An 18,097-nucleotide genomic window follows, 5' to 3' on the forward strand; every position below is an offset into this window, starting at 1 on the left:
TTCTTTCGATTTAAGTTCTAAAGATAAAATGTATTTTTATAACCGAAAAAATAAAAACCTAAATAATCCTTTTTAATGAATCAAATCTTAACAAAAAATGTGTTTTTAGTAAAAGAACACGTTGGTATGTTTAAAGCATCAAACAATTTCGATATTTTTAATCCAGAAAACGGTTCTCAAATGATGACTTGTAGAGAACCAAATCTTGGAGCTTTTACAAAGATATTCCGTTTTACGAGTTACAAAAAAATGACTCCATTTAACATTGTGATTAGCGATAATCAAAACAAAAAAATACTAAGCGTAAAAAGAGGTGTAACCTTTTTTAGATCTGATATTGAAGTCTTAGACGAAAACGATCGTTTAATTGGGATTTTCAAACAAAAGTTTTTCTCGTTTGGAGGGAAATTTGAAATTCACGACAATAACGACAAACACTTATGTACTTTACAAGGTAAGTGGACTGGTTGGAATTTTAAATTTTTGAAAGATACTACTGAATTAGCTACTGTTTCAAAAAAATGGGCTGGTATAGGAAAAGAGTTTTTTACTAGTGCAGACAATTATGTACTAAATATTAACTCAAATGTTGCTGAAGATGATAAAATTAGACCTTTAATACTTGCAGCAGTTATGTGTATTGATATGGTTTTTAAAGAATAACAATTAATATAAATCTTAAAAAGGCGTTAGAATCTATTTCTAACGCCTTTTTTTTTATAATTTTAAAAAAATATTTTAAGGTCGTCCCAACCTTTTACCAACTTTAATGCTCTATATAAGAAAGCAACACATACAATGGATGTAAAAATTATACAAGCTTGTAGAAAACAACAAAGAGAAGGCCAGCGCTTATTATATGAGCAAATGGGTTCTAAGTTGTATTATACCTGCAAGAGGTACCTTAAAAAGGAAGAAGACATAGAGGAAGTAATGGCAGATGCCTTTTATACCATCTTTACCAAAATAGAGCAATTAAAAGAAGATTATGCTTTTGAAGCTTGGGCACGAAAAATAACAGTAAACTTATGTTTGTTACAACTGAAAAAGAACATCAACTTTAATTTATATATTGATGAAGTGAGTTACAGCAACCAACCTTTAGCTGATGATGTTACCGAACTAGAAGAAGCGGATTTACTGAATTTCTTAAATTATATTCCTGAAGGTTGTAGAACCATTTTTAGTTTATTTGTCATTGAAGGATTCAGTCATAAAGAAATTGCCGAACAACTCGGAATTTCAGAAGGAACTTCAAAATCGCAATTAAATGCTTCAAAAAGCAAATTAAAAGAATTGGTAAACACTTTTTACTATCAAAAAGCAAAATAAGTCATGGGAACAGAAGATAAATTATATAACAAAATAAAACACGCAGCTGAAAATGCTGAACAAAAAGACTTTCCAGGAATAGATAAGATTTGGGCACGTGTAGAAGAAAAATTAGACACTAATGTGGCTAAAAAAGAGACTTCAAATTGGAAAAAAATTGCAGTTGCAGCATCAATTGTATTAGTTGGAACAATTGGATATCAATTTTACACAACTACTGAAACAGTAAACAAGACTACAATTGTAAACGAAACTAAAATAGAACCTCTAGAATTGAATGAAGTTCTAGTAGAAACACAAGAAAACCAAATCATAAGTTCAGAAGAAGCAGACGTAATTTTGGATAACCAAATCAATAAACCCGCTAGCGAAACTGTTGTTGCAACAAGTCCTATAAAAAAGAAAGCCACAATTTATCCAGAAGAAATTAATATTGTTAATAACGATGAAATTGTGACTTATATTAGAGCTGATAAAAAAGATAAAGTCGTTTCAAAAGAAGAAATTGAATTAATTCCTTTTGGTAAAAACCAACAAGAAGAACTAACATCAAGAGGCTATTTTAATGCTGCTTCAACCAATATTCCTAAATATACCAGTACAAAAGGTGTCAAAAAAGAACAATTTGAAGCTAATTATTCAAGCATCAATGATGACACTACCTATCAATCTAAAAAACTATCTCCGTTAGTAGTTATAGATGGGAAAGTAAGTAACGAAAAGGAACTTAGAAATATTAACAATACACAACTTGATTCTATCATAGTATTAAAAGAACCATTATATATTATTAATGGCGTGCAATATTCTGAACAAGAGCTTTTTGGGCCAAACCCAACAAGTCCGTATGCGCCATTAACAAAACAAAACATCATTAAAACCGTAATCTTACAAGAAGCAGATGCTGAAAAAGAATATGGTGATAAAGGTAAAAAGGGTGTCGTAATTATAACTACTAAGGACGGTAAACCAAAGAAATAAAATCTTCTAAATAAATCATTCGTTTAATTAAATTAAAGTATCATGAAAAAAATCAAAATCTTTTCATTAGGGATAGCTATGCTTATAACTTTCCTTAATTTCGGAACAACAAATCATTTAAATGTAGCAACAAACTACAAAACCATTACAGGAATTGTAAGCGATGCTCTTGGACCAATTGGAGGTGTAAATGTATTGGTAAAAGGAACCAAAAATGGAACTACAACTGATTTCGATGGAAAATACAGTATTGTGGCAAACGAAGGTGACATTTTAGAATTCACCTATACAGGAATGAAAAAGTTAAATCTATCTATTGGAAAATCAAATATTGTTAATGCAATCATGACTGAAGATATTTTAACTGCAAGTGAAGTAGTAGTTGTAGGTTCAACTAGTATTAAAAAAAGAACAGAGGAAAAAACAAAAGGATATGTTGGAAATGCTATTTTAGATGATAGCGCACCCGCATATTATCAAAACTCAAATACTGCACAATCCTTATCACGTAAAGTATCAGGATTACAAGTTAATTCAACTAGTAATGTAAATTCTACAACTCGAATTGTTTTAAGAGGAAATCGCGGAATTTCAACTAATAACCAAGCTTTAGTCGTTATTGATAATAAAATTACAACTGCTGAAGAATTACAAAAATTAGCACCTGAAAAAATTGAAGAAACACATGTTTTAAAAGGAGCTCAAGGCGCTGCATTATATGGTTCTCAAGGCGTAAATGGCGTTATTATGGTCGTTACAAAAGACGGACTAAATAAAGAAGATAAAGCAAAATTCATAAGCGATATCAAGAACATCAAAAAACCTTTACCTGTAGTAGTTGAACCAAACAATGAAGACTACGAACTTTTCATTGAAAATCAATTTACAAGTCCAAAAAGTGAACCCCTTTCTACTTTCTCAATCGATGTAGATAATGCTTCGTATACGAATATTAGACGTTTTATCAACCAAGGACAAAAAGTACCAAAAGATGCAGTTCGTGTAGAAGAAATGATGAATTTCTTTAAATACAATTACGCACAACCTTCGTCAAAACATCCTTTTGCAATTCATACAGAATATAGCGATTGCCCATGGAATGAAAAGCATAAATTAGTTAAAATAGGTTTACAAGGAAAAGAAATTGATAGCGATGTTTTACCTAATTCTAACTTTGTTTTCTTAATTGACGTTTCAGGTTCAATGGGTTCGCAAAACAAATTGCCTTTATTGAAAGAATCGATGAAAGTATTGGTTAATCAATTAAGAGAAAAAGACAGAGTTTCTATTGTAGTTTACGCTGGAGCAGCCGGATTAGTTTTACCTCCAACTTCTGGAAACGACAAAGAAACAATCATCAAATCATTAGAAAACTTAAATGCGGGAGGCAGTACTGCTGGCGGAGCCGGAATTGAATTGGCATACAAAATCGCATCTGAAAACTTCATTAAAGGTGGAAATAACCGTTTGATTTTAGCTACTGATGGTGATTTTAACGTTGGGGCATCTTCAAATAAAGATATGGAAACGTTGATTGAAGAAAAAAGAAAATCGGGTGTGTTTTTAACTTGTTTAGGCTATGGAATGGGAAATTACAAAGACAGTAAAATGGAAACTTTAGCCGATAAGGGAAACGGAAACTACGCTTATATTGATAACATTCAAGAAGCAAATCGCTTTTTAGGTAAAGAATTTAAAGGAAGTATGTTTGCTATTGCAAAAGATGTAAAAATTCAAATTGAATTCAATCCAAAACACGTTCAAAACTATAGATTGATTGGTTACGAAAACAGAAAATTGCGTCCGGAAGATTTCAAAAACGATGCAATTGATGCTGGAGAATTAGGAAGCGGCCACACCGTTACAGCTTTGTACGAAATTATTCCAACTGGTGTAGAAAGTACATTTGACAATTCAATTGATCCTTTAAAATACACGGAACAAAAAACAAATCCTGAAAAGTATTCAGATGAATTGGCAACGGTAAAATTCAGATACAAAAAACCAGATGGTGATAAAAGTATAGAAATGGTTCAAGTAATTGAGAACAAATCAATAGCATTAGAAAAAGCTTCTGAAGATTTTAAATTTACAACTGCTGTTGCTTGGTTTGGATTAAAATTACGCGATTCTAAATTGGTAAACAACAAAACTTCAAGTGACATTAAGACTTTAGCTTTACAAGGAAAAGCTATCGATAAAGAAGGTTATAAAGCGGAGTTTATAAGATTGGTTGAAGCTGTAAATTAATTAAATGAAAAACTAATTCTATGAAAATAATTATTACAGTTTTAATTTTAATCTCGAGTATGACGATATTTTCGCAAGAGCAAGATATAGTTGGCGATTACAACCTTACACGAGGAACCAAAGACAATAATTTACTTGAATATAAATTAATTTTAAGTCAAGATGGAACATTTTACTTCCATTATTATTCGAATATTAAGTTTGGAATTCCACCCGAATCAAATAAATACGGTAAAGGAAAGTGGACAGTTAAAAACAATATTATTTCATTTTATTCCGATAGTCAAAAAGATTTCGATGAAAAATACACTTTAGACTTTACAAATTCAAAAGCGAGATTTGTAACAAAATCTCCAAGAGACAAAACTGACCGAATAGTTAAAACGAGGGTAGTCTTTTTGGAATCCGAAATTTTCTGGATGAATAGAATTGAGATGTTTAAAATGCAATAAAGATTAAAACTAAAAGTTGGGCTTTTCCAAGGTTTTATAAAACGCTAATTAATTATAATATCAGTACTAAAGACTAATTTTTCTAAACACAAATTCCATTAATTAGCACGAAAGTATTTGTGTTTATTAATGGAATTTGTGTTTAAAATCTATTTTTTAAAACCTATTTCTTCTCTAATTCTTGCATGCTTTCCATTTTCTTATTTGCTAAGAAACCGTTCAAGTCTTCAAAATGCTCTACTACTCTTTTGTCTTTAAACTCAAACACTTTTGTAGCCAAACCATCTAAGAAATCTCTATCGTGCGAAACTAAAATTAAAGTTCCATCAAAATCACGTAAAGCATCTTTGATGATGTCTTTCGTTTTCATATCTAAATGATTCGAAGGCTCATCCAGAATTAGTAAATTAACCGGTTCTAACAATAATTTTATCATTGCTAAACGTGTTTTTTCTCCACCAGATAACACTTTTACTTTTTTAGTAATATCATCTCCTTGGAACATAAATGCTCCTAATATGTTTTTTATTTGTGTACGAACATCTCCTACTGCAATATTGTCTATAGTTTCAAAAATAGTTGCTTTTTCATCTAATAAAGCGGCTTGGTTTTGAGCAAAATAACCAATTTGTGCATTGTGACCAACTTCTACACTTCCAGAGTTGATTTCAATTTTTTTCATAATCGCCTTAATCATAGTCGATTTTCCTTCTCCATTTTTTCCTACAAAAGCAACTTTTTCTCCTCGTTCAATTACAATGTTAGCGTCTTTAAAAATAACATTGTCTCCATAACTTTTATGCAACTCTTTCACCACAACTGGATATTGCCCTGAACGAACTGAAGGCGGGAATTTCAACTTTAAAGCCGAATTATCTACTTCATCAACTTCAATTGGAACGATTTTTTCCAACATCTTCACACGCGATTGCACCGATTCTGTTTTAGAGAAGGTTCCTCTAAAACGATCAATAAACGCTTGATTATCTGCTATGAATTTTTGTTGCTCGTCGTATGCTTTTTGCTGATGAACTCTTCTGTCTTTTCTTAATTCTAAATAATGAGAATATTTGGCTTTGTAGTCATAAATTCTTCCCATTGTAACTTCAATAGTACGATTAGTAATATTATCTACAAATGCTCTATCGTGTGAAATTACCATAACCGCTTTTGCTTGATTTATTAAGAAATCTTCTAACCATTGAATACTATCCATATCCAAGTGATTCGTTGGCTCATCTAAAAGAATTAAGTCGGGTTTCTTTAATAAGATTTTTGCTAATTCAATTCGCATTCTCCATCCTCCAGAAAATTCTTTAGTTGGTCTATTGAAATCTTTACGTTCAAAACCTAAACCTTTTAATACTTTTTCAACTTCTGCCTCGTAGTTTACTTCGTCAATTGCATAGTATTTTTCAGAAAGTTCCGAAACTCTTTCAATCAACTTCATGTAGGCATCACTTTCATAATCGGTACGAATAGTCAATTGCTCATTGATTTCGTCAATTTCTTTTTTCATGTCTAAAACATCTGCAAAAGCTTTAGATGTTTCTTCCATAACCGTACAATCGTCACTTGCCAACAAATGCTGTGGTAAATAAGCAATCACAGCTTCCTTTGGTGCCGAAATATTTCCACGAGTGGGTTTGTTTTGACCAGCAACAATTTTAAGCAGTGTAGATTTTCCTGCTCCATTTTTACCCATTAAGGCAATTTTATCATTTTCATTAATAGCAAAAGTAACCTCACTAAAAAGTACTGTTCCGCCAAATTCTACCGCAATATCGTTTACTGTAATCATCTTTCTTAGATTGCTTGATTATTTAGTTTTAGATTATTTAGACACGTCTAGCGATCTAAAAATCTAAAATTCTTTTTAAAGGTGCAAAGATAGATTAATTTCGAAATGAAGCAATCGCAAAATGTGTTACTTTAGATTGATTTAACTTATGTTAATTGCTTGCATTCAAATAACTTCTTATCTTTGGTTGAAATATAATTGAAATATAAAGACATGAAGAAAATAGCAGTATTTGCATTTGCTGTAGCTTTACTAACTACAAGCTGTAAAAAAGAAGAACAACCAGAAATAGTTGTTGAACCAACTCCAGAGGTTTCAGGTTTAAAAATTATTACCGATTCTACAAAAGTAAATTGGACTGCATTTAAAACAACTGAGAAAGTTGCTGTTGGTGGAAGTTTTAAATCGATTGAATTAAAAGACACTAAAACAGGTGAAACACCTGAAGAAGTTTTAGAAGGCGCTGCATTTACAATTCCTGTAAGCAGTTTGTTTACTAATAATGAAGATAGAGATTATAAATTAAAAACGATTTTCTTTGGTGCTCTAAAAAACACTGAATTATTATCGGGGACAATAAACTTTAGAGAAGGTAAATGTTATATGACACTTACAATGAATGATGTAACGAAACAAATTGTAACGGAATATACGTATGAAAATAAATTATTCACATTAACTTCTACACTTAATTTAGTAGAATTTGGTGGAGAAAAAGCTATTGCTGCAATAAACGAGGCTTGTTATGAATTACACAAAGGAAAAGATGGTGTAAGTAAAACTTGGAATCTTGTTGATATTAAAGGTTCAGTTCTTTTTGAATAAAAAAACAAAAATAATTATAAAAAAAGCCCTGAAATTCAGGGCTTTTTTGTTTTAAAGACTCATTTTAAAATCTTCAATAACTTGTTCTGCCAAAGGCAACTCGCGTTCCTCAATAAACAACTCAACAGCTAAACCGGCACTTCCAAAACCTGCTGTTCTTGCTGCTTGCATGTTGTTTTTAACAATAGGAAAAATATCTATTTCCTTTAATTTTTGTTGCAAACCAGTTGCTAAAATCTCACTTCCCGAAAAAATCTTTACTGCCGCCATATCTTTATTTTTTAAATTAACTATACGTTAAAATTAATCTTCATCATTTCCTTCAACCTCTTCATCATCTTTTTCTATTTCTAGAAAAAGAGGTTCGACCATTATTTTATCAGCCAAAATTTCAACTTTTTCAGTAATCTCATTACAAAAGAAAATACGTTGTGCTTTACCTATACTTTCTGACATTCTATGAATTATAGTGTCAAATCTGTTTTTAAACATAACATCGGCATCATCTACAATTACCATTAAAAGGCGGTTTACGTTAAAACCTGCGGTAGAAAACAACATGTTTAATTTATTTGGAGTACCAATTAAAACATCGACACCCATTGAAATTTGATTTTTATCTTCGTCTAATTCGCTTTTCTCATGAACACCATAAGCACTTAGATCATTGAATTTTCCTAGTTGGTCAAATAGTCTGACCATTTCTAAGACTTGTTCCTTATCTTGAACAAAAATCAACGCTCTTGGTGATTCTTCGTAAGAACCTTTTAATTTTTGCAATACATTGATTACAATTGTTGTTGTTTTTCCTGATTTTCTTTCAGATTGAATAACACAATCTACTCCACTTTTTAAAGTAGAGAAAGAATCTCTTTGCAACTCATTTGCTTCAGTTAATCCATGTAAGATTAAACCTTGTTGTAACTCTTCGTTAATTTTTTTTAATTTCATTTTATTAAGCTGTAAGCTTTAAGCAATTAGCTTTAAGCAAATTTATTTACTTGCGAATAATTTTACATCTTGTTCCGAAATTTCTGCTCCACCAAGAATAATTAAACGCTCAATTACATTTCTTAATTCTCTAATATTTCCAGTCCAATCGTATTCTTGTAACAATTGAATTGCTTTTTTAGAAAACACTTTTTCTACAATACCTTGCTCCTCAGCAATTTTAGTTGTAAAATGCTCAATTAACATAGGAATATCTTCTCTACGATCATTTAACGATGGAACTTTTATTAAAATTACTGCTAAACGATGGTATAAATCTTCACGAAAACGACCTTCTTCAATTTCCTTTTTTAAATCTTTATTTGTTGCCGCTACAACACGAACATCAACTTTAATGTCTTTATCTGCTCCAACACGTTGAATTAAATTTTCTTGTAAAGCACGAAGTACTTTTGCTTGCGCAGGCAAACTCATATCGCCAATTTCATCTAAGAAAATGGTTCCTTTGTGTGCTGCTTCAAACTTTCCTGCTCTATCTTTAATTGCTGATGTAAAAGCACCTTTTACATGTCCGAATAATTCACTTTCTATTAATTCAGAAGGTATTGCAGCACAATTCACTTCTATAAGCGGAAACGAAGAACGTTCACTCTTTTCATGTAATTGATGTGCAACTAATTCTTTACCTGTTCCATTTGGTCCAGTAATCAATACTCTAGCATCAGTAGGAGCTACTTTATCAACCATTGTTTTAATATGATTAATAGCTTCGCTTTCCCCAATCATTTGGTAATTTTTACTAACCTTCTTTTTTAGAATTTTATTTTCAACTACTAGTTGTTTTCTATCCAATGCATTTCGAACAGTATTTAACAACCTGTTTAAATCTGGTGGTTTTGAAATATAATCAAAAGCACCTAAACGCATTGTATTTACTGCAGTTTCCAAATCTCCATGTCCTGAAATCATGACCATAAGAGTTTCAGGTTTTATTTTTATAGCAGCTTCTAATACCTCAACACCGTCCATTTTTGGCATTTTAATATCGCAAAGCACTAAATCATAATCTTCATTTTTGATTTTTTCAATTCCTTTTAAACCATCTTCAGCTTCATCAACTTGATATGTATCGCTTTCTTCAGAAAGAATTTTAGTTAAAACTCTTCTAATTGCTGCTTCGTCTTCAATTACTAGTATTTTTGGCATTCTTAAATTTTATTTTTTATAAGTTACAAAAACTATGCCTTTGTAATAACATGAATATCTCTTTGTGGAAATGGAATTGAAACCTTGTTTTCTCTAAAAGCAGCATCAATTCTAAATCTTAAATCACTTTGTATTCCTGGGCTATTCATTCCATTATCTACATAAAAATACAATGAAAAATTTAATGATGAATCTGCAAAATCTTCAAATAACACTACAGGCCTTGGTTCTTTAACAACTTCCGGAGCTTCTTCAGCACATTGTAATAATATTTTTTTCACCAATTGAACATCACTTCCATAAGCCACACCAACATTTACTTGTTCTCTATTTGTAAAACTATTTTGTGTCCAGTTGAATAATGTATCTAACATAAACTTATGATTTGGAATAACCATAACTCTATTATTACGCGTAACTACTCTTGTGGTTCTTAATTTAATTTCCAATACTTTTCCAACTCTTCCATCTACTTCAACAATATCGCCAACATGTAAAGATTGATCAATAATAATTAATATTCCTGAAATAACATCTTGAAACAACTGTTGCATTGCAAAACCTAAACCTACTAATAAAGCAGCTGAAGCAGTAAGCAAAAAACTCATGTTAACACCATTCATTTGAAGTGTTATTATAAATGCAAATGCAAAAACAATATATCTTATGAATTGAAAAAAACTAATAAACTTATACTTGTCTTCTAAAGGTAATTTTCTTGTTGCAACTACTCTTATAAACCGAAGTACAATACTAGTTATTAATAAAACCAATATAAGTAGAAATAAGGTACTTGCTTTAATACCTATTTCACCAATACCTATTTTATAGCTGAGTATATCTTTTATTAATTCAATCATTTATTTAATATTTCAACCATTTATATAACTCTTTCCAAGTAGGCTTCTTTCCATACATTAAAATACCTACACGGTAAATTTTTGAAGCGAACCAGACTACAAAGATAAACGTTCCAAACAATAAAACGATAGAAAGTATTAATTGCCATAATGGAACACCAAATGGTATACGCATTAACATAACAATAGGCGATGTTAATGGTATAATTGAAAACACCGTTGCTACCATTCCATGAGGATCATTGATAACTGTAAAGAAACCAACATAAACACCTAACATAAGCGGCATAATTACGGGCAACATAAATTGTTGCGAATCTGTTTCTGAATCAACAGCTGCGCCAATTGCTGCATAAAATGAACTGTATAAGAAGTATCCACCAATAAAGTAAATGATAAAACAGGTTACTAATGTACCTAATGGTAAATTCCAAATTTCGTTAAAGTACAATTGAATTTTTGAAATAGCTTCTGTTGATTGAGCCGCTTCCATCATTTCTGGGGTAACGCTGCTACTTGCACCCATTTGTATTCCAAAAAAAGTTTGTGCTACAAAAAACAATATTGTTCCCACAATAGCCCAAATGGCAAATTGTAAAATACCTGCTAATGAAGTTCCGATAATTTTACCCATCATTAATTGAAAAGGCTTAACTGATGAAATGATGATTTCAATAATACGACTGGTTTTCTCTTCTATTACACTTCGCATAACCATGTTACCATAGATGATAATAAACATCATAATTAAGTAACCGAATATTCCACCAATACCAACTTTAATTTCATTCAATCCTTTTAAACTTTCGCCTCCAGAAAACTTTGATAATTTTAAAGTTGAATCCGCTTGTGATTCATCAATTTTTGCTGCATCAAATCCTAATGCCTTTAATCGCTCAGAAGTAAGGGTAGAATCTACAACTTTTTCAACCTTAGAAATAAACTCTAAGCTTGGACTGTCTTCTGAAATGTATTCAACTTTATCTAGTAATAATTGTAATGAATCTACTTTTGGAACAAGCAACAACCCCTCGTAATTATTACTAGCTGTATCTTTAGCAACATCAATAGGCATTGCAGATAAATCGATATAATGCGTGTGCTTTGTATTTTTAAAATTATTTTTTAACAATCCGCTTTCATCATGAATGGCAATTTCGGTAATTGAATCTTTATTCATGTTTGATAAATATCCAATTAAAAATGACATTCCTACAAACAAAAGTGGTGCTAAAAAAGTCATTACAATAAAAGACTTATTACGAACTTTCGCTACGAATTCTCTTTTTATAATTAAACTTAAAACATTCATATTTTTTTATTTTAATTGGCTATTTATTTACTAACTGATTGAATAAAAATATCATTTACACTAGGTATTTTCTCAACAAAGTGAGTTACTTGTCCGAAATTAGTTAAAATAGACAATAATTCATTTGAATTTAAATTCCCTAACTCAACTTCAAGTTTAATGTCTTCATTTAACGATTTAAAGCTAGTAGGTCCGACTTTAAATTTTTGAGTCAACTGAACCATTAAACCTTCAATATTTTGTGTTAAAACACCTATTTGAAAAGTATTACTTCTATATTGTCTTTTAACTTCAGATAGTTTTCCTTCTATTAATTTATTTGACTCATGAATCAATGCAATATAATCGCACATTTCTTCAACGCTTTCCATTCTATGCGTAGAAAAAATAACAGAAGTGCCGTTCTTATTAAGTTCCATGATTTCATCCTTAATTAAATTTGCATTTACAGGATCAAAACCAGAAAATGGTTCGTCAAGAATTAATAATTTGGGCTTATGTAAAATGGTTACAACAAACTGAATTTTTTGAGCCATTCCTTTTGAAAGCTCTTGGATTTTTTTATCCCACCAACCTTCAATTCCTAATTTCTCAAACCAATATTTTAATTGCTTTTTTGCTTCTTGATGAGAAAGACCTTTTAGTTGAGCCAAATACAAACATTGCTCTCCTACTTTCATGGATTTATACAGTCCTCTTTCTTCTGGCAAATAACCAATATATTGAACATCATCGGGCATTAATTTCTTACCATCTAAAAATACTTCACCAGAATCGGGCATTATAATTTGATTGATGATACGAATTAAAGTGGTTTTACCTGCTCCGTTTGGACCTAATAAACCATAAATACTTCCTTTAGGCACTTCTAAAGAAATATTACTTAAAGCATTGTAATTGCCAAATTGTTTTACTACGTTTTGAACTTTTAAAATAGAATCCATTCTAAAATTTTTATATGTGATGTAAATTAGTGTGTAAAATAAGCGTTCTGTTACAAAAAAACCCACCCTATTTTGCAATAGGATGGGAAAATTGCTATGAAAAAGAAAATTCACTTTTTAATGTAAAAAGTGAATTCCAAATGTATGTAATTTTAATGAATTATGAAAACATATCTTTTACTTTCTCAAAAAAGGACTTATCAGACTTTTCTGGATTTGGAGTAAAATTTTCATCGTCTATCATATTTTCAAAAAATTGTTTTTGCTCTTTGTTTAACGTTTTCGGGGTCCAAACATTTACATGTACCAATAAATCACCTGTTCCATAACTGTTAATACTTGGCACACCTTTACCTTTTAAACGTAAAATTTTACCCGATTGAATTCCTTCGTCAAGTTTAATTCTAACTTTTCCAGAAACTGTTTCAATTTCTTTAGAAACTCCTAAAGCTGCTTCTGGGAAACTAACATATAAATCGTAATGTAAATTTTCACCTTCACGCTTTAAAAATTCGTGTTCTAACTCTTCAATTGCAACAATTAAATCTCCAGAAACACTATTTGAACCAGGCGCTTCGTTTCCTTTTCCAGAAACTTTTAACTGCATACCATCAACAACACCAGCAGGGATTTTAATAGAGACAGTATCTTCTTGTAAAATCATTCCTTGAGTATCTGCACCTTGAGGTTTATGGTCCATCATTTGACCAGCTCCACCACATGAAGGACATGTAGCTGCCGTTTGCATTCTACCTAAAATAGTATTGGCAATTTTCATTACTTGTCCACTACCATTACATGTCGGACACGTTCTATAGGTTACTCCTTGTGCTTGAACTTTACGTTTTACTTTAACTTTCTTTTCAACACCGTTAACAATTTCTTCTAAAGTCAGCCTTACCTTAATACGTAAATTACTTCCTTTAACACGTCTTTGACCTCCGCCAAATCCACCTCCGAAACCACCTCCGCCACCAAAAGCACTTCCAAAGATATCGCCAAACTGACTGAAGATGTCGTCCATATTCATATGTCCGCCGCCTCCGCCATATCCACCAGCACCGTCAAATGCTGCATGACCGTATTGATCGTATTTTGCTTTTTTATTAGGGTCGCTTAATATTTCATAAGCTTCAGCTGCCGTTTTAAAGTTCTCTTCAGCACTTGCATCTCCCGGATTTTTATCGGGGTGAAATTCAATTGCTTTTTTTCGATATGCCTTTTTTATTTCTGGAGCAGTAGCACTTTTGCTAATACCTAATATTTCGTAAAAATCTTTTTTCATCTTCTAAGTTAAATTCATTAAAAAAGTAAAATGCAATTATTGTCCTATAACTACTTTTGGAAAACGGATAATTTTGTCACCCAATTTGTAACCTTTTTCAAGTACATCTACAATTTTACCTTTTAAATCGTCAGAAGGTGCTGGAATTTGAGTAATAGCTTCAGCAAAATCTGCATTGAAAACATCACCTGCTTTAATTTCAACTTCTTCTAATCCTTTTGAAACTAAAGTACTTTTTAGTTTTTCAAAAATAAGTTCAACTCCTTTAACAATAGCCTCATCTTCAGATTTTATAATTTGTGTCATAGCCCTGTCAAAATCATCCATTACTGGCAACAATGCTTGTAAAACTTCTTGATTTGCTGTTTTAAACAAATCCATACGTTCTTTTGCTGTTCTTCTTTTATAATTTTCAAATTCAGCAAAAAGTCTTAAATGTTTGTCTTTTTCTTTTGCCAAATCTTCCGTAAGTTGCTCTTCAACAGTTAATTCTGGCTGTTGCACTTCTTGACTTTCTGAAACATTCTCATCTTGTACAATTTCTTTTTCTATGTTTTCAGCATTATCTTGACTCATATATTTGCGTATTTTTTTAAACATTTTACTATTTAATTTCTAATTGCAAATGTATTGCCAAATGTTTAAAAATGTCAAATTGTCATACAAGTTTTTTTATTACGAAAATAAAAATGTATTTTTATTCAAAACTATTAATAGTTTGTATTTGAATTAACATATTTTTTAAAACTTTAACTTTAAACTTATGAAAAAAATTGCATTATTAGGGTTTAGTCTTTTACTGTTTATTAGCTGTAAAAAAGAAGAGAAAACTGCACCAACTTCTGTTGAAAGTGGAATTAGCGGAGTATTTGTTGTAGATTCTACATCTACTCTTTCTTGGATAGGTTCCAAACAAACTGGAAAACATAGTGGCACAATTAAAATTAAAAATGGTCAGTTTACAGTTGAAAACGGAAAAATAAATGATGGTAAATTCACTATTGACATGAACACTATCTCTGTTGGAGATTTAGAAGGTGAAGACAAATCTGATTTAGAAGCACATTTAAAAGGTATGAAGCCAGATGTGGTGGATCACTTTTTTAATGTTGCAAAACACCCTGAAGCAATGTTTGTAGTTACAGGTTTTATGACTGAAGATGGCTCAGATATGCTTGAAGGAGATTTAACTATAAAAGGTAAAACAAATAAAATAAAATTCCCTGTTTCTCTTTCTGAAATGGATGGGATGGTAACCATGACTTCTCCAGAATTTAAAATTGACAGAACTCTATGGGGAGTGAATTATGGCTCTAAGTCTATTTTTAATGATTTAGGAGATAAGTTTATCAATGATGATATTGTTCTTCAAATTAATATAAAAGCAAAAAAATAATCAGTAATTTATTACTAATTTTACAAAAAAACACTCAATTCTGAGTGTTTTTTTATTTCAATAAATTATCTAAAGCTTTATCTAAAGAAGCATATTTGAATTGGAAATTTTCATCCAAAAGTTTTCTTGAACTAACGTTTTGACTTGAAAACAATAATTGATGCATTTCTCCAAGAAGTAATTTCATAACGAATTGAGGGATATTTGGCAAAAATAAAGGCTTATCAAGTGTTTTTGCAATTGCTTTTGTAAGCATTTCATTTGTAACTGGATAAGGCGAAACACCATTGTAAATTCCTGCTCGTTTGTGTTCTATCACATGATAAAAAATTGCAGCTAAGTCATGAATATGAATCCAAGATTGATAATGCTCTCCCGAACCAAAAGGAGCCCCAACTCCAATTTTTATTGGCTTTACCATTTCTTGTAAAGCTCCGCCCTTTTTGGCTAAAACTAAACCAATTCTTATTTTAGAAACTAATATATTTAATTTTTTAAACTCATCTATTTCTTCTTCCCATTGCTTAACTACATCCCCTAAAAAAGAAGAATCAACTTCTAAATCAGTTTCATGATACACTTTTGTTAAGCTATCTGGATAAATACCTATTGCAGATGCAGAAATTATTTGAGTTACTTGATTATTTATTTTACCAAGTGTATTGTAAAGCAATCTTGTGGTTTCAACTCTACTGTCTAATATTTCTTGTTTATAACTATTAGTCCACCTTTTGGCAACAGTTGCTCCAGCTAAATGAACAACAACATCTACTTGATCAAAAGCATTTTCATTGATTTCACCAATAGTTGGGTCCCAGTAAAAACCTTTATAGTTACTTTCATTTGCTATTTTTTTTCGTGAAGTTGTTAGGAAATTGACTAGAATACCATTTTGCAATAGTATTTTTATTAATTCATGACCTACTAGGCCAGTTGCGCCAGTGATTAAGACTTTCATTAGAAATGGTTTTTATCAAAGTTACAAATGATAATAACTAAATGAAAGGTAATTAACTTATCTTAACACTTGTGGAAAATAAACTATTTTCGGACTTTAATAGTCCATTCAAATTGCATTTCCGAAACCTGTTCCCCTTTTTCATTTACACCTAAAGAAGTTAACCAAACAGTTTGCCCTTCCATAGTGTCAATTGCTTTTTGAATGGTTTCCTTAATTAAAATTCCTTGATTACAAGTAAAAGTAATTCTACCTGTAGCTTTTTTAGTAAAACTAGATTTATTATTTGCAACAAGCATAGAAACGTTTTTTCCACTTTGTTTTACTTGAAACATTACTAAAGCTCCTGTAGTAAACTCAGCTGCCATTGCTTGTACGGCAAAATACATTGAATTAAATGGGTTTTGATTGAACCATCTGTGTTTAACAGATACCTTACATGTTGTTTCTTCTATTGATTTCACTCTAACTCCACTCCAAAAAGCAGAAGGAAGTTTAAAGAACATGTATGTATTTAGTTTTGAAGGTGTAAATTTCATAATTAAGAGTTTTTGTAAATATATTAAAAAATAATATGCGTGCTTACTATTTTTATTTGTGTTAAATTTGTGTTAAATTTTAGTACTGTGCGTTGCATAATACCTTTTTTTAAACATATATTTGTATAAGCAATTAATAGTTATACTATAATCATGGAAACATCAAACGAAAAAAGTACCGCTACATTAATACATTTGACAACATTATGTCAGTATATTATTCCGTTTAGCAGTTTTATTTTACCATTATTAATATGGTCAAACAAAAAAAATGAATCAAAATTTATTGATCATCACGGAAAACAAGCATTGAATTTTCAACTAAGTATGTTTTTGTACTCAATAGTCTTTATAATTATTGCAGTCCCTACATTTATATTATGGTTAATTAACACAATTGACTTCTCAAGAATTAATGAGCATGAAATATATTTAAATGAAATTATTAACTATAATAATATTACAGGATATGCCATTTTGGGTTTTATAGCAATACTATTATTTTTCTTTATTAAGCTAGGTGAGTTTTTCTTAATTATATACGCATCAGCAAAAACATCAAACGGAGAATATTATAAATACCCATTAACAATACCGTTTTTAAAATAAATCAATCATCGTTTCAATCAAAATCAAAAAATGAACAGTTTAATTAAAAAAATCGAAAAGAATTATGAATATTGAAAACACAAAAGCTCAAATGAGAAAAGGTGTTTTAGAGTTTTGTATCCTATCTGTCTTAAAAGAAAAAGATGCTTACACTTCTGAAATACTTGAAACTCTAAAAGAAGCAAAGCTACTAGTCGTAGAAGGAACAGTTTATCCTTTATTAACAAGACTAAAAAACGACGGCCTACTAGGCTATCGCTGGGAAGAATCAACATCTGGACCGCCACGTAAATATTATGAATTAACGGAAGATGGAAGAACATTTTTATTAGAATTAAACACAACGTGGACAGAATTATCTGACGCGGTTAACATTATAACAAGTCAAAACTAAAA

Annotated in this window: 20 protein-coding genes; 9 read left to right on the top strand and 11 right to left on the bottom strand. The window is 30.7% G+C overall.

Annotation, left to right across the window (positions count from 1 at the left end; all coding sequences use genetic code 11):
* Window positions 1-75: 75 nt before the first annotated feature.
* The 5 genes from UXY25_RS06295 to UXY25_RS06315 all read left to right on the top strand — a co-directional run bounded on the left by UXY25_RS06295 (window position 76) and on the right by UXY25_RS06315 (window position 5,015).
* Window positions 76-663 (top strand): phospholipid scramblase-related protein, encoded by a 588-nt coding sequence (locus UXY25_RS06295; protein WP_320815158.1) that lies wholly within the window; start codon window positions 76-78, stop codon window positions 661-663.
* Window positions 664-798: 135 nt separating this feature from the next.
* On the top strand, window positions 799-1,332 hold the full coding sequence (locus UXY25_RS06300; protein WP_320815159.1) for a sigma-70 family RNA polymerase sigma factor: 534 nt from the start codon (window positions 799-801) through the stop codon (window positions 1,330-1,332).
* Window positions 1,333-1,335: 3 nt separating this feature from the next.
* A complete protein-coding gene (locus UXY25_RS06305) occupies window positions 1,336-2,313 on the top strand; it encodes a hypothetical protein (RefSeq protein ID WP_320815160.1) in 978 nt (325 codons plus the stop codon).
* Between the two features lie 42 nt (window positions 2,314-2,355).
* Window positions 2,356-4,563, top strand: a complete 2,208-nt coding sequence (locus tag UXY25_RS06310; RefSeq protein WP_320815161.1) for a YfbK domain-containing protein — start codon at window positions 2,356-2,358, stop codon at window positions 4,561-4,563.
* Between the two features lie 20 nt (window positions 4,564-4,583).
* On the top strand, window positions 4,584-5,015 hold the full coding sequence (locus UXY25_RS06315; protein WP_320815162.1) for a hypothetical protein: 432 nt from the start codon (window positions 4,584-4,586) through the stop codon (window positions 5,013-5,015).
* A gap of 163 nt (window positions 5,016-5,178) precedes the next feature.
* Here the strand turns inward: UXY25_RS06315 and UXY25_RS06320 are convergent, their stop codons facing one another.
* On the bottom strand, window positions 5,179-6,816 hold the full coding sequence (locus UXY25_RS06320) for an ABC-F family ATP-binding cassette domain-containing protein (protein WP_320815163.1): 1,638 nt from the start codon (window positions 6,814-6,816) through the stop codon (window positions 5,179-5,181).
* A 213-nt stretch (window positions 6,817-7,029) separates the two neighbouring features.
* Between UXY25_RS06320 and UXY25_RS06325 the strand changes: the two genes are divergently transcribed.
* Window positions 7,030-7,641, top strand: a complete 612-nt coding sequence (locus tag UXY25_RS06325; protein ID WP_320815164.1) for a YceI family protein — start codon at window positions 7,030-7,032, stop codon at window positions 7,639-7,641.
* Window positions 7,642-7,692: 51 nt separating this feature from the next.
* Here the strand turns inward: UXY25_RS06325 and UXY25_RS06330 are convergent, their stop codons facing one another.
* The 8 genes from UXY25_RS06330 to UXY25_RS06365 form a co-directional block, all read right to left on the bottom strand.
* Window positions 7,693-7,911 carry a DUF2007 domain-containing protein gene (locus tag UXY25_RS06330; RefSeq protein WP_320815165.1) on the bottom strand — a complete coding sequence of 73 codons (219 nt, stop codon included), beginning with the start codon at window positions 7,909-7,911 and terminating at the stop codon, window positions 7,693-7,695.
* Between the two features lie 33 nt (window positions 7,912-7,944).
* Window positions 7,945-8,592 (bottom strand): DEAD/DEAH box helicase, encoded by a 648-nt coding sequence (locus UXY25_RS06335; RefSeq protein ID WP_320815166.1) that lies wholly within the window; start codon window positions 8,590-8,592, stop codon window positions 7,945-7,947.
* 42 nt (window positions 8,593-8,634) lie between these two features.
* A complete protein-coding gene (locus UXY25_RS06340; RefSeq protein ID WP_320815167.1) occupies window positions 8,635-9,798 on the bottom strand; it encodes a sigma-54 dependent transcriptional regulator in 1,164 nt (387 codons plus the stop codon).
* A 32-nt stretch (window positions 9,799-9,830) separates the two neighbouring features.
* A complete protein-coding gene (locus tag UXY25_RS06345; protein ID WP_320815168.1) occupies window positions 9,831-10,658 on the bottom strand; it encodes a mechanosensitive ion channel family protein in 828 nt (275 codons plus the stop codon).
* A gap of 4 nt (window positions 10,659-10,662) precedes the next feature.
* The gene (locus UXY25_RS06350; RefSeq protein ID WP_320815169.1) at window positions 10,663-11,970 is read right to left on the bottom strand and encodes an ABC transporter permease; all 1,308 of its coding nucleotides are present in this window, start codon (window positions 11,968-11,970) and stop codon (window positions 10,663-10,665) included.
* Window positions 11,971-11,993: 23 nt separating this feature from the next.
* Window positions 11,994-12,914, bottom strand: a complete 921-nt coding sequence (locus UXY25_RS06355; RefSeq protein ID WP_320815170.1) for an ATP-binding cassette domain-containing protein — start codon at window positions 12,912-12,914, stop codon at window positions 11,994-11,996.
* Between the two features lie 160 nt (window positions 12,915-13,074).
* A complete protein-coding gene (gene dnaJ, locus UXY25_RS06360; RefSeq protein WP_320815171.1) occupies window positions 13,075-14,199 on the bottom strand; it encodes a molecular chaperone DnaJ in 1,125 nt (374 codons plus the stop codon).
* Between the two features lie 36 nt (window positions 14,200-14,235).
* Complete coding sequence (locus tag UXY25_RS06365; RefSeq protein ID WP_414601368.1) at window positions 14,236-14,799, bottom strand: nucleotide exchange factor GrpE; 564 nt, start codon at window positions 14,797-14,799, stop codon at window positions 14,236-14,238.
* Between the two features lie 163 nt (window positions 14,800-14,962).
* On the opposite strand from UXY25_RS06365, the gene UXY25_RS06370 reads away from it, so the two are divergent.
* On the top strand, window positions 14,963-15,595 hold the full coding sequence (locus UXY25_RS06370; RefSeq protein WP_320815173.1) for a YceI family protein: 633 nt from the start codon (window positions 14,963-14,965) through the stop codon (window positions 15,593-15,595).
* Between the two features lie 52 nt (window positions 15,596-15,647).
* On the opposite strand, the gene UXY25_RS06375 is transcribed toward UXY25_RS06370, so the two are convergent.
* Window positions 15,648-16,553 carry a TIGR01777 family oxidoreductase gene (locus UXY25_RS06375; protein WP_320815174.1) on the bottom strand — a complete coding sequence of 302 codons (906 nt, stop codon included), beginning with the start codon at window positions 16,551-16,553 and terminating at the stop codon, window positions 15,648-15,650.
* A gap of 83 nt (window positions 16,554-16,636) precedes the next feature.
* Window positions 16,637-17,092 (bottom strand): DUF4442 domain-containing protein, encoded by a 456-nt coding sequence (locus tag UXY25_RS06380; RefSeq protein WP_320815175.1) that lies wholly within the window; start codon window positions 17,090-17,092, stop codon window positions 16,637-16,639.
* Between the two features lie 153 nt (window positions 17,093-17,245).
* Here UXY25_RS06380 and UXY25_RS06385 point away from each other — a divergent pair, with 153 nt between their 5' ends.
* The gene (locus tag UXY25_RS06385) at window positions 17,246-17,701 is read left to right on the top strand and encodes a DUF4870 domain-containing protein (protein WP_320815176.1); all 456 of its coding nucleotides are present in this window, start codon (window positions 17,246-17,248) and stop codon (window positions 17,699-17,701) included.
* 64 nt (window positions 17,702-17,765) lie between these two features.
* Complete coding sequence (locus UXY25_RS06390; protein ID WP_320815177.1) at window positions 17,766-18,095, top strand: PadR family transcriptional regulator; 330 nt, start codon at window positions 17,766-17,768, stop codon at window positions 18,093-18,095.
* Window positions 18,096-18,097: the final 2 nt, after the last annotated feature.

The organism is Flavobacterium sp. (assembly GCF_034111225.1).
Taxonomy (GTDB): Bacteria; Bacteroidota; Bacteroidia; order Flavobacteriales; family Flavobacteriaceae; genus Flavobacterium.